This window comes from Streptomyces sp. NPDC001493, from assembly GCF_053597235.1.
In genome coordinates, this window is sequence record NZ_JBSFHV010000001.1 from 252,013 (window position 1) to 265,031 (window position 13,019).

At 72.2% G+C, this 13,019-nt stretch carries 9 protein-coding genes and 1 tRNA gene; 7 read left to right on the forward strand and 3 right to left on the reverse strand.

The window, feature by feature from the left end:
* Positions 1–24: 24 nt before the first annotated feature.
* Genes ACWCWD_RS01010 through ACWCWD_RS01040 form a run of 7 tightly spaced genes read left to right on the forward strand, consistent with a single transcriptional unit; the run spans position 25 to position 8,532 of the window.
* Positions 25–1,323 carry an extracellular solute-binding protein gene (locus ACWCWD_RS01010; protein ID WP_450769193.1) on the forward strand — a complete coding sequence of 433 codons (1,299 nt, stop codon included), beginning with the start codon at positions 25–27 and terminating at the stop codon, positions 1,321–1,323.
* The gene (locus ACWCWD_RS01015) at positions 1,320–2,294 is read left to right on the forward strand and encodes a carbohydrate ABC transporter permease (RefSeq protein ID WP_450769195.1); all 975 of its coding nucleotides are present in this window, start codon (positions 1,320–1,322) and stop codon (positions 2,292–2,294) included. The genes ACWCWD_RS01010 and ACWCWD_RS01015 overlap by 4 nt, the downstream gene beginning before the upstream one ends.
* Position 2,295: 1 nt before the next feature.
* Entirely contained in the window at positions 2,296–3,216 is a 921-nt protein-coding gene (locus tag ACWCWD_RS01020; RefSeq protein ID WP_450769196.1) for a carbohydrate ABC transporter permease, read from the forward strand.
* Between the two features lie 7 nt (positions 3,217–3,223).
* Positions 3,224–4,300 (forward strand): glycoside hydrolase family 130 protein, encoded by a 1,077-nt coding sequence (locus ACWCWD_RS01025; RefSeq protein WP_266714490.1) that lies wholly within the window; start codon positions 3,224–3,226, stop codon positions 4,298–4,300.
* Positions 4,297–5,541, forward strand: coding sequence for a Gfo/Idh/MocA family protein (locus tag ACWCWD_RS01030; RefSeq protein ID WP_450769197.1), 1,245 nt, complete (start codon positions 4,297–4,299; stop codon positions 5,539–5,541). The genes ACWCWD_RS01025 and ACWCWD_RS01030 overlap by 4 nt, the downstream gene beginning before the upstream one ends.
* Entirely contained in the window at positions 5,538–7,160 is a 1,623-nt protein-coding gene (locus tag ACWCWD_RS01035) for a glycoside hydrolase family 13 protein (protein ID WP_450769198.1), read from the forward strand. Before ACWCWD_RS01030 ends, ACWCWD_RS01035 begins: the two co-directional genes overlap by 4 nt.
* On the forward strand, positions 7,144–8,532 hold the full coding sequence (locus ACWCWD_RS01040) for a phosphomannomutase/phosphoglucomutase (RefSeq protein ID WP_450769199.1): 1,389 nt from the start codon (positions 7,144–7,146) through the stop codon (positions 8,530–8,532). The genes ACWCWD_RS01035 and ACWCWD_RS01040 overlap by 17 nt, the downstream gene beginning before the upstream one ends.
* Before the next feature lie 114 nt (positions 8,533–8,646).
* Here the strand turns inward: ACWCWD_RS01040 and ACWCWD_RS01045 are convergent, their stop codons facing one another.
* The 3 genes from ACWCWD_RS01045 to ACWCWD_RS01055 form a co-directional block, all read right to left on the reverse strand.
* On the reverse strand, positions 8,647–10,962 hold the full coding sequence (locus tag ACWCWD_RS01045; protein ID WP_450769200.1) for a hypothetical protein: 2,316 nt from the start codon (positions 10,960–10,962) through the stop codon (positions 8,647–8,649).
* A 3-nt stretch (positions 10,963–10,965) separates the two neighbouring features.
* Positions 10,966–11,037, reverse strand: a tRNA-Trp gene (locus tag ACWCWD_RS01050).
* Between the two features lie 101 nt (positions 11,038–11,138).
* On the reverse strand, positions 11,139–12,935 hold the full coding sequence (locus ACWCWD_RS01055) for an MFS transporter (protein WP_450769201.1): 1,797 nt from the start codon (positions 12,933–12,935) through the stop codon (positions 11,139–11,141).
* Between the last annotated feature and the right edge of the window lie 84 nt (positions 12,936–13,019).

Here is a 13,019-nt window from a genome sequence, read left to right on the forward strand (position 1 = left end):
GCGTGAACAGTTCGGAGAGTTTGCATGCTGAGGAGAACGGCGTACTCGCTGCTCGTGCTCGCCCTCGCGAGTGCCGCGACCGCCTGCGGCCGGTCGGCCCCGGACCAGGAGACCGCGGCGAACGCGCGCGGCCCCATCACGGTCTGGCTGTCCAACAACGCCCAGGAGGTGACCTGGGGCGAGAGCATGGTCGCCGCCTGGAACAAGAGCCACCCGGACCAGCACGTCACCGCCCAGCAGATCCCGGCGGGCAAGACGTCCGAGGAGGCGATCAGCGCCTCGATCATCGCGGGCACCAGTGCCTGCCTGGTCTTCAACACCGCGCCGGCCTCGGTGCCGACCTTCGAGAAACAGAACGGCCTCGTGCCGCTCAGCGACTTCCCCGACGGCGACGCCTACATCCAGCAGCGCGGCGGCGGACTCACCGACCAGTACAAGTCTCAGGACGGCAAGTTCTACCAACTGCCGTGGAAGAGCAACCCGATCATGATCCTCTACAACAAGAAGATCTTCGCGAAGGCCGGTCTCGACCCGGAACACCCGCAACTGGCCACCTACAGCCAGTTCCTGAAGACCTCCCGCACCCTCGTGCACAGCGGCGCGGCCAAAGCCGCGATCTGGCCCGCGCCCAGCAGCGAGTTCTTCCAGTCCTGGAACGACTTCTACCCCGCCTTCGCCGCGCAGAGCGGCGGCAAGCAGCTGATCGGGGACGGCGAGCCGCAGTTCGACTCACCGGCCGGCCGTCAGGCCGCGGCCTTCTGGCGCACGATGTACGCCGAGAAGCTGGCGCCCCAGGAGGCGTACCCCGGTGACGCCGTGAACGACGGGAAGGCCGCCATGGCCACTGTCGGGCCCTGGGCGGTCGCCGCGTACAAGGACAACGTCGACCTCGGCGTCGTACCCGTACCGACCGCCGCCGGGACGTCGCCGGACGACACGTACTCCTTCAGCGACGAGAAGTCCGCCGCCATGTTCAGCGCCTGCCGCAACCGGGCCACCGCCTGGGACCTGCTGAAGTTCGCCACCTCCGCCCAGCAGGACGGGAAGTTCCTCGACGCGACCGGGCAGATGCCGATGCGCGAGGACCTGACCTCCCGCTACCCGGACTTCTTCGCGAGGAAGCCCGTGTACACGGCGTTCGCACGGCAGGCCCAGCACGTCGTCGAGGTGCCCAACGTGCCGGGCTCCGTCGACATCTGGCAGGCGTTCCGCGACGAGTGGACGAAGTCCGTCGTCTTCGGTGAGGAACCCACCGGAACCGGACTGCGCAAGGCCTCGGACAAGATATCCAAGCTGCTCGACGAGTACGGAGACCCGTCATGACGAAGCTCCGTCCCACCGCGACCGCGACCGCCGGCTCCAGCACGACCACCACCGCCCCCATCGGTGCGGGTGTCTCCGGCAAGGCGGCCGGAGTCCGCCACCGGAAGGCACGCTCCAGGACCGGCGCGCTCTTCGTGACGCCGTACGTCCTCTTCCTGGTGTTCGTCTTCGCGGTCCCGATGGTCTACACCCTGTGGATCTCCGTCCACCGCTTCTACTTCACCGCCCCCGGAACGCACGTCGACTCACCGTGGGTCGGGCTCTCCAACTACCGCGACGTCTTCACCGACCCGGTCGTGGGCCGTGCCTTCCTCAACATCGCCGTCTTCCTCGTGATCAACGTGCCGCTCACGGTGATCCTGTCGCTCGTGCTGGCCTCCGCGCTCAACGCGAAGATCCGCTTCCGCGCCTTCTTCCGCGCCGCCTACTACCTGCCGTACATCACGGCGAGCGTCGCGCTGGTCGCCGTGTGGCAGTTCCTGTTCGGCTCGGACGGCTTCGTCAACAACCTCCTCGGATCGCACGCGCCGGACCCCTCGTGGCTGGTCAACTCGCACCTCGCGATGCCGATGATCGCCTTCTTCGTCACCTGGAAGCAGCTCGGCTTCTTCGTGATGCTCTACCTCGCCGCCCTCCAGAACGTCGGCAAGGAGCTGTACGAGGCGGCCTCCGTCGACGGCGCGGGCCGGGTGCGGCAGTTCTTCGCGGTGACCGTGCCCGGCGTGCGGCCCGCCACGACCCTCGTACTGATCTACGCGATCATCACCGGCGCCAACCTGTTCAGCGAGCCCTACCTGCTGACCGGTGGCGGCGGCCCCGACCACGCCTCCACCTCGCCCGTCCTGCTCATGTACCAGAAGGGCATCGAACAGGGGCACCCCGACTTCGCCGCCGCGCTGGGCGTGGTCCTCGTCGCCTTCGTCCTCGTCATCTCGCTGGTCGCACGCAAACTCTCCGAGAGGGGCAACTGACATGAGCGCCTCCCACCCCGCCTCCGCCCCGGTCACCCCGGTGACGGGCCGGCCCTCCTCGGACCTGCCGGACCCCACCGGGCAGGCCGGCGGGCGCCGCCCCTGGGGGACCGCCGCCAAGTACACCGTTCTCTCGCTCGGCGCGGTCGCCTTCCTCTTCCCCTTCTACTACATGGTCGTCGGCTCCCTGCGGAAGACGACCACCGGCGACCTGTCCTCCGCCGTTCCGTCCGGGCTCACCGGCGGCAGCTACACCGCGGTCGACGGGGCGATCTCGCTGGGCCGTTCGCTGCTCAACTCCGGAATCATGACGATCGGAGTCCTGCTCTGCACCCTCGTCTTCGGGGTGCTCGCCGGCTACGCACTGGCCCAGCTGCACTTCCGCGGCCGGGGCACGGTCTTCGCCTCGCTGCTGCTCGTCCAGATGGTGCCCTTCCAGCTCCTGACGCTGCCGCTCTACGTCCTCGTGGTCCGCGACTACGGACTGGGCGACAACTACCTCGGGATGATCCTCCCGTTCGCGATCAACTCGACGGCCGTCTTCCTCTTCCGCCAGTTCTTCCTCCAGCTGCCGCAGTCCCTCTTCGAGGCCGCCCGCCTCGACGGCGCGGGCGAACTGCGCATCCTGTGGAGGATCGCGCTGCCGATGGCGCGGCCCGCCGTGCTGTCGGCGATGCTGCTGACCTTCATCGGGCCCTGGAACGAGTTCCTGTGGCCGTTCCTGGTCACCAAGAACGCCGACATGCAACCGCTGGCGGTCTCCCTCGCCAGCTTCCTGTCCAACCTTCAGGGCACGGTCGCCAACCCGACCGGTGCCCTGCTGGCCGGCGCCTGTGTGCTGGCCGCCCCCGCAGTGGCCCTGTTCCTCCTGTTCCAGCGCCACTTCACCTCGACCGACATCGACTCCGGAGTAAAGGGCTGATCCCCGCATGAGCACCACCAGCACCACCTCGACCATCCCCTACCGCCTCGTCCGCAAGGGCCTGGTCATGTCCCCGCTGCCCGGCGAGGCCGACGAAGCGGAGGGAGTCCTCAACCCGGCGTCGGGACGCACCCCCGACGGCCGCCTGCACCTGCTGCCGCGCCTGGTCGCCGAGGGCAACGTCTCCCGCGTCGGCCTCGCCGAGGTCACCTTCACCGACGGCGTCCCCAGCGGCGTCGAGCGGCGCGGCGTCGTCCTCGCACCCGACGAGGGCTGGGAGCGCGGCACCAACAACGCCGGCGTCGAGGACCCGCGCGTCACCTGGGTCCCCTCCCTCGGCAAGCACGTCATGTCGTACGTCGCCTACGGCCCCCTCGGCCCCAAGCCGGCCCTCGCCGTGTCCGAGAACCTGACCGAGTGGACCCGCCTCGGTCCGATCCAGTTCGCCTACCAGCCGGACCTCGACACCGACCTCAACCTCTTCCCGAACAAGGACGTCGTCCACTTCCCGGAGCCGGTACCCGGCCCCGACGGCGAGCCCGCGTACGCCATGCTGCACCGCCCGATGTGGGACCTCGGCTGGTTCCGCCCCGGCGAGGGCGTCCACCTGCCCGCCGGGATCACCGACGAACGGCCCGGCATCTGGATCTCGTACGTACCCGTCGCCGAGGTCGAGGCCGACATCCGCGCCCTGACCCGCCCGCGCGACCACCGGCTCGTCGCCCTGTCCGCGTACCCCTGGGAGGACCTGAAGATCGGCGGCGGCCCCGCCCCGATCCGCGTGCCCGAGGGCTGGCTCCTCATCCACCACGGCGTCTCCGGCCACATCGAGGACCCCTTCGCCCAGAACCAGAAGGTCTCCTACGCGGCCGGCGCGATGATCCTCGACCCGGCCGACCCCGCCAAGGTCCTCGCCCGCTCCGACGAGCCGCTGATGGCGCCCGAGACCGAGGAGGAGCGCTCCGGCACCGTCCCCAACGTCGTCTTCCCGACCGCGATCGAGGAGATCGACGGCGAGCTGTACGTCTTCTACGGCATGGCCGACGCCCACATCGGCGTCGCCCTCCTGGAGCGCACCGCATGACCTCCGCGCCGGCCCCCCTCGGCCTCGGACTGGTCGGCTGCGGCGGCTTCGGGACGTACGTCCTGGACGCCGTGGCCGGCCTGCCCGGGCTGCGCCCGGCCGCTGTCGCCGACCCGGATCCCGTACGGGCGAGGGCGCTCGGCGAGCGGCACGGCGTCCCCGCGTTCGGCTCCCTGGAGGAGCTGCTGGAACGCGTGGACGTGGAGGCCGTCGCCATCGCCACCCCGCCGGCCGCGCACGCCGCGATGGCCACCGCCGCGCTGCGCGCCGGCCGGCACGTGTTCTGTGAGAAGCCGCTCGCCACCACGGCGCGGGACGCCCGCGCCGTGGCCCGCGAGGCCGAACGCGCCGGGCGGGCCCTGGTCGTCGACCACGTCCTGCGCTACAACCCGCTGCTGCGCGCCCTGGAACGGCTCATGGCCGAGGAACTGCTCGCGGCCCCGCGCCGGTTCATGTTCGAGAACGACGCCTCCGACCAGGACCTCGGCCCCGGCCACTGGTTCTGGGACCGGGAGCACAGCGGCGGGATCTTCGTCGAGCACGGCGTCCACTTCTTCGACGCGGCGCGCGCCCTGCTGGGCACCGACCCGGTCAGCGTGCGCGCGACCGCCGTTCGGCGGCCCGGCGGACCCGTCGACATGGTCAGCGCCGACGTCCTCCACCCCGGCGGCGTCCTCGCCTCCCACCTCCACTCCTTCACCCACGCGCACCGCTGCGAACGCCAGTCGATGCGCCTGGACCACGGTTTCGCCGAGACCAGGATCGAAGGCTGGATCCCGGTCCGCGCCGAGATCTCGGCCTGGACCGACGAGGCGGGCGCCCGGGCCTGGGAAGAACTGCCGGACCGGGCCGCCGACCTGCTGCACGTGGACGGCTTCCGCCCGCACGGCGGGGAACGCGTCACCGTCACCGTCGAGCGCGACGCCGGGAGCTCCGCCCCCGCGAGCGGACGCGGAGAGGTACGCACCGTGCCCCACCACGTCCGGGCCGTCCTCGACCTCGGCGGCGAGGCCCGTAAACCGCACGCCTACCGCGAGAGCGTCCGCGCCGCCGTCGCCGACCTGGTCCGGGTCGCACGCGACGGCGGCGCCCCGGTCGCCGACGCGCTCGCCGGCCTCACCGCCGTCGCCGTCGCCGAGGCCGCCACCCTCGCCGCCGACACCGGCACCGAACAGCCCGTACCCGGCCCCGGAATCGCCCCGCACCCCACCGCACCACCGCACCTCCAGGAGTCCTCATGAGCTGGTGGCAGGACGCCGTCTGCTACGAGTTGTACCCGCGCGCCTTCGCCGACTCCGACGGCGACGGCACCGGCGACCTCGCCGGAGCCACGGCCCGGCTCGGCCACATCGCGGAGCTCGGCGCCGACGCCGTCTGGATCACGCCGTTCTACCCCTCGCCGCTCGCCGACGGCGGATACGACATCGCCGACCACACCGGCGTCGCCGCCGACCTCGGCAGCCCCGAGGACTTCGACGAACTCACCGCCCGCGCCCACCACCTGGGCCTGAAGCTCATCGTCGACCTCGTGCCCAACCACACCTCCGACCAGCACCCCTGGTTCCAGGAGGCGCTGGCGGCAGGACCCGGCTCCGCCGCGCGCGACCGCTACCTCTTCCGCCCCGGCCGCGGGCCGCACGGCGAACTCCCGCCCAACGACTGGCAGTCGGCCTTCGGCGGCCCCGCGTGGACCCGCGTACCGGACGGCCAGTGGTACTGCCACCTCCACGCGTCCGAACAGCCCGACCTCAACTGGCGTTCCCCCGAGGTGCGGCACGCCTTCACCGGCATCCTGACGTACTGGCTGGACCGGGGCGTGGACGGCTTCCGCGTCGACGTCGCCCACGCCCTGTTCAAGGCCGAGGGCTTTCCCGACGCCGGGCCCGGACAGCACCGGGACCCGCTGCGCAACCACCTCATGCCCTACTACGACCAAGAGGAACTGCACCCGCTCTACCGCGAATGGCGCACCCTCCTCGACACCCACCCGGCGCCGCCCGGCGCGGTACCCCCGCGCGAGCGGGTCATGGTCGCCGAGTCCGCCGTCTTCGACCCGGCCAGGCTCGCCCGCTACACCCGGCCCGACGAGATGCACCAGGCCTTCAACTTCGCCTTCCTGGAGGCCGCCTGGGAACCGGGCGAGCTGCGCCGCGTCATCGACGCCTCGCTCTCCGCCCCCGGCGGCGGGGCCGTCACCTGGCTGCTCTCCAGCCACGACGCCGTCCGCCCGGTCACTCGTCTCGGCTCCGCCGGCCGCGCGAGGGCCGCCGCCCTGCTCATGCTCGCCCTGCCCGGCTCCGCCTACCTCTACCAGGGCGAGGAACTCGGCCTGCCGCAGGCCCGCATCCCCGACGACCGCATCCTCGATCCGCTCTGGGAGCGCTCCGGCCACACCGACCGGGGCCGCGACGGCTCCCGCGTCCCGCTGCCGTGGTCCGGCGACCGCGCCCCGTACGGCTTCACCACCGCGAGCGCCGACCGCACCTGGCTGCCGCAGCCGGACCACTGGGCACCTCACACCGTCGCCGCCCAGGAACACGACCCCGACTCCACACTCACCCTGTACCGCGAGGCCCTGCGCCTGCGCCGCGCCCACCCCGCGTCCGACCCGACGGCCCCGCCCCACTGGTACTCGGCGCCCCGCGACCCGTACCTCGCCTTCCGCCGCTCCGGCCTCACCTGCGTCGTCAACCTCGCGGACCGGCCCCTGTCCTGGACCAGCCTCGGCGTGACCGGCCGCCCGGTCCTGGCCAGCGGACCGCTCGACGGCGACGCGATCCCGCCCGACACCACCGTGTGGCTCCTCGACACCCCCGAACCGCAGTCCCCCGAAGGAGACGGCCATGGCCGCGCCCACTGAACCCGCCCCCCGCACCGACCTGTCCGGGCTCGTCAAGGCGTACGACGTGCGCGGCGTCGTCCCCGACCAGTGGGACGAAACCACCGCCGAGCTCTTCGGCGCCGCGTTCGTCCAGGTCACCGGGGCGCGCGCCCTCGTCACCGGCCATGACATGCGCGCCACCTCGCCGGGCCTCGCGCGGGCCTTCGCACGTGGCGCCACGGCCCAAGGCGCCGACGTCACCGAGACGGGCCTCTGCTCGACCGACCAGCTGTACTACGCCTCCGGTGCGCTCGGTCTGCCCGGTGCGATGTTCACCGCCTCGCACAACCCGGCCCAGTACAACGGCATCAAGATGTGCCGGGCCGGTGCCGCGCCGATCGGCCAGGACAGCGGCCTCGCGGAGATCCGCGCCCTGGTGGAACGGTGGACCGACACCGGAGCGCCCGCGCCGTCGCCCGCCGGCCCCGGCACCCTCACGCACCACGACACCCTGCGGGAGTACGCCGCCCATCTGCTCGGCCTCGTCGACCTCACCGCGATCCGGCGGCTCAAGGTCGTGGTGGACGCGGGGAACGGCATGGGCGGTCACACCGTGCCGACCGTCCTCGCGGGGCTGCCGCTCGACGTCGTCCCGATGTACTTCGAGCTCGACGGCACCTTCCCGAACCACGAGGCGAACCCCCTCGACCCGGCCAACATCGTCGACCTCCGGGCCCGCGTGCTCGCCGAGGGCGCCGACCTCGGGCTCGCCTTCGACGGGGACGCCGACCGCTGCTTCGTCGTCGACGAACGAGGAGAGCCGGTCTCGCCCTCCGCCATCACCGCGCTCGTCGCCACCCGCGAACTCGCCCGCAGGCCCGGCGCGACCGTGCTGCACAACCTGATCACCTCGTGGTCCGTCCCCGAGGTCATCCGCGAGAACGGCGGCACCCCCGTCCGCACCCGCGTCGGCCACTCCTTCATCAAGGCCGAAATGGCCCGCACCGGCGCCGTCTTCGGCGGCGAGCACTCCGCGCACTACTACTTCGCCGACTTCTGGAACGCCGACACGGGCATGCTCGCCGCCCTCCACGTCCTCGCCGCCCTCGGCGGACAGGACGGCACGTTGTCCGCCCTCACCCGCAGCTTCGAGCGGTACGCCGCCTCCGGCGAGATCAACTCCACCGTCTCCGACCAGTCGGAGCGCCTCGCCGCCGTCCGTACCGCCTGGCGCGACCGCGACGGCGTCACCCTCGACGAACTCGACGGCCTCACCGTGAGCGGCCCGGACTGGTGGTTCAACCTCCGCCCCTCCAACACCGAACCGCTCCTGCGCCTCAACGCCGAGGCCCGCGACCCGCACACCATGCGGACCCTGCGCGACGAGGTGCTGGCCCTGGTCCGGTCGTGAGACGGGCGGGCACGGCCGGTTCCGGGCGTCGTCGGACGCCGCGGGAGCCGGCGGTGTCCGGGCCGCCCCTCCGGAGACCCTCGGCGCCCTCGCCGGCTGCTCGCGTCCGATCCGTCACCGCATCCAGTGCTCGCCGGTGCTCCACCCCGTGAAGCGCCGGGCGCGTCCGGTGTCCGCCGTCCCGTCCTCGTCGAAGGTGCCGCCCCCGGCGACGAGGACCAGCCCCGCCAGGGCGGGGGCCAGCCGGGTCGCGACATGGGCCGGGTGACGGGCCGCCTCCTGCGACAGGCCCGCGACGACCCGCCGCTGCTCCGTGGGCGGGCAGAGGGACAGGTGGAACACCATCTGGCGCCACGCGTACGCGGCGTCCTTGATCGTGCCCAACGGCCGCGGGCCGCGGTGCACACGGGCGGTCAGCCGGCACACGGTCACGAAGCAGCGGCGCGCCAGATCGGCCCACCCGGGCCGGGGGGCGATGCCCACCCGGTTCACCAGAGTGGCCAGGTTGTGCGTGGTGAGGATCTGCGCCTGCTCGATCACCGTCCCGTTCGCCGCGACCGACCTGGAGTGCGAGGTCACCTTGGCCCGCTCGGCGCACAACCGCGCGAAGCCGGGGGAGGTGCGTGCGCCGTCCGGACGGGTCAGGGCCTCGCTCGTCTCCACGATCGCCAGATCGCGGATCGCGGCGTAGTCGATGCCGTAGTAACGCTCGTAGAGGGTGCCGCCGAGCAACTCGCCCGCGTCCCGCGCGGCCTTGAGGAACTTCCGGCTGAACGTGCCCATGAAGATGTCGGCGGCCAGCTCCTCCACGAACGGGGCCCCGAGGTCGCAACCGCGGTCGAGGACTCCGAACTCGCGGACCAGCGGGTTGGGCAGGAGCGTACCCGGGAAGGCCTGCACGGCCAGTTCGCCCAGGTGTCGCAGCACGGAGAGCGCACCTGCACCGTCCGCCGCGCCCTGTGCCGCCGATCGCTGCCCCGCCACCGCCCGCACCCAGGGCAGTTCCTCGACGCGCACCTGGCGTTCCAGATCGAGCAGGAGCAAGGAGCGGCGGTCACGGAACGCCCGGTAGTTCGCGGCCATCACGGCTCGCAGCGTCTCGTCGACGTACGCGTGTGCGGTGGTGGCGGCGACCAACTGCGGCACCAGTTGGGCCATGACCTCGGCGGACGGGACGACGCCCCGCTCCACGAGCGTGCCGAGCGGAGCGCTCAGCGCGGACCCGACCACCCGGGCGACCGTATCCGGGACGACGGCTCCGGCGGGCAGACCGGTCTCCCGGCTCTCCTCCTCGGTGACCGGACCCAGGAGCGGGGCCACGTCGGTGATTCCCGCCTCCAGCGGATACACCGCGAGCCGGCCCAGCATCAGCTGGGCCGAGGCGTGATGGGAAGGCAGCGCCGCCTGTTCGGCCTGGCGGCGGCGCAAGGCCGAGTGCGTGGCCGAGCCGGGCAGACCACGCCGCCGCACCATCGACCGCACCGCGTGCCGCAGCAGGCCGAGCCGGCGCGGTTCCAGCGGCCGCCCGGCGACGGCCTCCTCCAGTGCCGTACGGAGAATGCCCAGATTCTCCTTGGGGCTCCGGTGCTTGGTGCACAAGGTGTGTTCCTCCGCCAGCCGCCGGTAGCGGCCGAGCAGAACCTCGCCCTCGGCCAGCCAGCCGGCGTCCGGGGCGAGTTCGAGGACGCGGCCGTCCCGCGCCGTCCGCAACCAGTGGACGAGCAGCTCGTCGCCGAACGGCTGCCACACGGCGAGCGCCTCGCGCTGGGCCTCGACGGCTGCGTTGGGCCGCCGCCGTATCAGAGTGTCGATGGCCTCGGAGACGGTGTACCGGTGGACGGCCGCGGTGGCGCCGGCCCCGGTTGCGCCGGGCACGGCCTCGTCCCCGGGGCGCGGCAGGAACCGCAACCGGTCCGCGAACGGCTTCAGCTCCGCCACGAGGTCGAGCGCAGCGCCGGTCTCGCCTCGGCGCACCAGCCAGGCCAGGGTGAGCAGCGCGGCCTCCTCGGGCACACCGATCTCGTAGCCGCCGCTGTCCAACCGGGCCCACAACCAGGCGAGTCCGGGCTCGGTGAGGCAGTGGGCGAAGAGCGCGCGCCGTTCAGCGGGTACGCCGAACCTCCGCGCGGCTTCGGTCTCGTGGCTCTGGAGCGGGCCGCTCGCGCTCGCGGTCCCGGTGGCGAAGCCTCCGTGCATCACCTCAAGGGTCACCCAGGGCGGAAACCCGGCCACGGGCGTACGCGAACCGACCGTCAGCCGACCTGCGGCCAGGGCCGCCAGAACCTCCCGCCAGCGCTGCCCGCGCACTTCGGCGCGGCGCCGGGTGTCGGCATCCTCGTGGGTCAACGCGGTGATGAAGGCCTTGGCCAGCTGGCCCTCCGGATAGGAGAGGGCCGTATCGAGGGGCTGCTGCTCAGCGTTGTCATTCATAAGCCGACGTGGCAGGTTCCGCCCCTGCGCCCCCCGGGTCTGGAGCCCGGTGCTCTCCTGCTGAGCTACACGCCGATGACGGAGACGTTAGACGTCGAGGTGATCACCCGACAACCGGCTTTTCTGACGGATCTTTCGGGTCGGCAAGCCAGGACGACCCGCCAGGGGCGCCTTCCTCACCGTCGGACCTGCGTGACGCGGTCCCGAGCGCGGCGCCTCGCCGACCGCCGCGGTGGAGCGGCGGATCGGCCGGGCGCCGTCTCAGTGGGCGGGGGTTTCCTCGGGACGAGCGTGGCGGGGGAGCAGGAAGGCGAGGAGAAGGTCAGCACGAGCATGCCGTCCACGATCCACAGCACCGTCTTCATCGCTGAGCCGAAGCCGCCGCGGAAGGCGGAGGACGCGGTGTCCTGGAGTGCGGCGGGCACCTTGGCGGCGGCTTCGGGTGAAGTGGCGGCGGAGCGGGCGTCCTTCTCCAGGAGGGTGCAGGAGGAGGGGGTCGCGGCGGGGTCCTTGGCGACGGCGCGGTCCGCGGCGCAGTGGCGCAGATCCGCGAGGACACGGTCCTGGGCCGCAGGCGTGACGTGGACGGCGCCGAGCCGGTCACGCAGACCGTCCGCCCGGTGGTCGACGGAGCTGGCGATCGAGCCGCCCAGCAGGCCGAAGAACGCGGTGCCGAGGATGGCCACTCCGAAGGCGCCGCCGAGTTGCTGGACGGCGGTCATCGTGCCGGATGCCGAGCCCGTCTCGTGCTGCTCGACGCTGGAGAGCACGATGTCGAAGAACGGGGCCATCAGCAGGCCCATTCCGGTGCCGGTCGCGAGCAGGGCGGGCAGGAGCTGCCACGGGCCGACGCCGCTGCCCGCCGTGTCGAGCGTCAGCCAGACACCGAACACGCCGACTCCCATGACCAGCGCGCCCGCCTGCAGCACGGCCCGGCCGAACCGTGCCACGGCCTGGGCCAGGCCGAAGCCGACGATCATGCCCGCCGACCAGGGAACCATCACCAGGCCCGCCTTGAGCGGCGAGTAGCCCAGCCCGATCTGGGTGTAGAGGTTGAAGACGAGCATGAAGCCCTGCATGGCCGAGAAGAAGACCAGCCCGAGGGTCATGCCTCCGCTGAAGCCGCGCTTGCGGAAGAGGCTCGGTACGACCAGGGGGTCCAGCCCCGCCTTGCTGCGGCGTGACTCGTACACGGCGAAGACGGCGAAGACGACGATCGAGGCGGCCAGCATCGCGAACGTCCAGGCGGGCCAGTCGTACTCGCGGCCCTGCACCAGCGGGAAGATGACGAGCAGCGCGGCGAGCGAGACCAGGAGCATGCCGGGGATGTCCAGGCGGGGCTTGTCGCCGGCCTGGGTCCGGGGCAGGTAGCGCAGGGCGCCCAGGAAGGCCGCGGCGCCGAGCGGCAGGTTGATCAGGAAGATCATCCGCCATCCGGTGCCGAAGTAGTCGGCGTCCACGAGCCAGCCCGCGAGGATCGGCCCGCACACGGCGGACAGCCCCATGACCGGGCCGAACAGGCCGAAGGCCTTCTGCGACTCCTTCGGCGGGAACATCTCCTTGATCATGCCGAGGCCCTGAGGCAGCATCACGGCGCCGAACAGTCCCTGGACGACGCGAGCCGTGATCAGCGTGCCGGGCGACCCGGCTATCGCGCACAGCAGCGAACCCGCGGTGAAGCCGGCGGCCCCCACCAGGAACATCCGGCGGCGGCCGTGTATGTCGCCGAGCCGACCGCCGGTGACCAGTCCGACGGCCATCGAGAGGGTGTACGCGGCGGCGAGCCATTGCAGCGTGGACGCGCCGCCGCCCAGGTCGGCCCGCATGGAGGGGCCGGCGATGTTGGTGACTACGGCGTCCAGGAGATCCATCACCTCGGCGGCGAGGATCACGAAGAGCGCGACCCAGCGCCACCGGTAGGGCGCCGGGGAGTCGGTGGGCGTCAGGGATGACGCAACACCGGTGGTGGACATCGGATCTCCTCGTGGAAGGGCAGCGCCGCTCACGGTCGGGCGGCGCCTGATGGTCGGACTGATGACATGCCGCAGCGGAGAGCA

Excerpts from the sequence above, each read along its gene's own strand:
- ACWCWD_RS01010 (WP_450769193.1), top strand. The coding sequence starts at position 25 with ATGCTGAGGAGAACGGCGTACTCGCTGCTCGTGCTCGCCCTCGCGAGT.
- ACWCWD_RS01015 (WP_450769195.1), top strand. The coding sequence starts at position 1,320 with ATGACGAAGCTCCGTCCCACCGCGACCGCGACCGCCGGCTCCAGCACG.
- ACWCWD_RS01020 (WP_450769196.1), top strand. The coding sequence starts at position 2,296 with ATGAGCGCCTCCCACCCCGCCTCCGCCCCGGTCACCCCGGTGACGGGC.
- ACWCWD_RS01025 (WP_266714490.1), top strand. The coding sequence starts at position 3,224 with ATGAGCACCACCAGCACCACCTCGACCATCCCCTACCGCCTCGTCCGC.
- ACWCWD_RS01030 (WP_450769197.1), top strand. The coding sequence starts at position 4,297 with ATGACCTCCGCGCCGGCCCCCCTCGGCCTCGGACTGGTCGGCTGCGGC.
- ACWCWD_RS01035 (WP_450769198.1), top strand. The coding sequence starts at position 5,538 with ATGAGCTGGTGGCAGGACGCCGTCTGCTACGAGTTGTACCCGCGCGCC.
- ACWCWD_RS01040 (WP_450769199.1), top strand. The coding sequence starts at position 7,144 with ATGGCCGCGCCCACTGAACCCGCCCCCCGCACCGACCTGTCCGGGCTC.
- ACWCWD_RS01045 (WP_450769200.1), bottom strand. The coding sequence starts at position 10,962 with ATGAATGACAACGCTGAGCAGCAGCCCCTCGATACGGCCCTCTCCTAT.
- ACWCWD_RS01055 (WP_450769201.1), bottom strand. The coding sequence starts at position 12,935 with ATGTCCACCACCGGTGTTGCGTCATCCCTGACGCCCACCGACTCCCCG.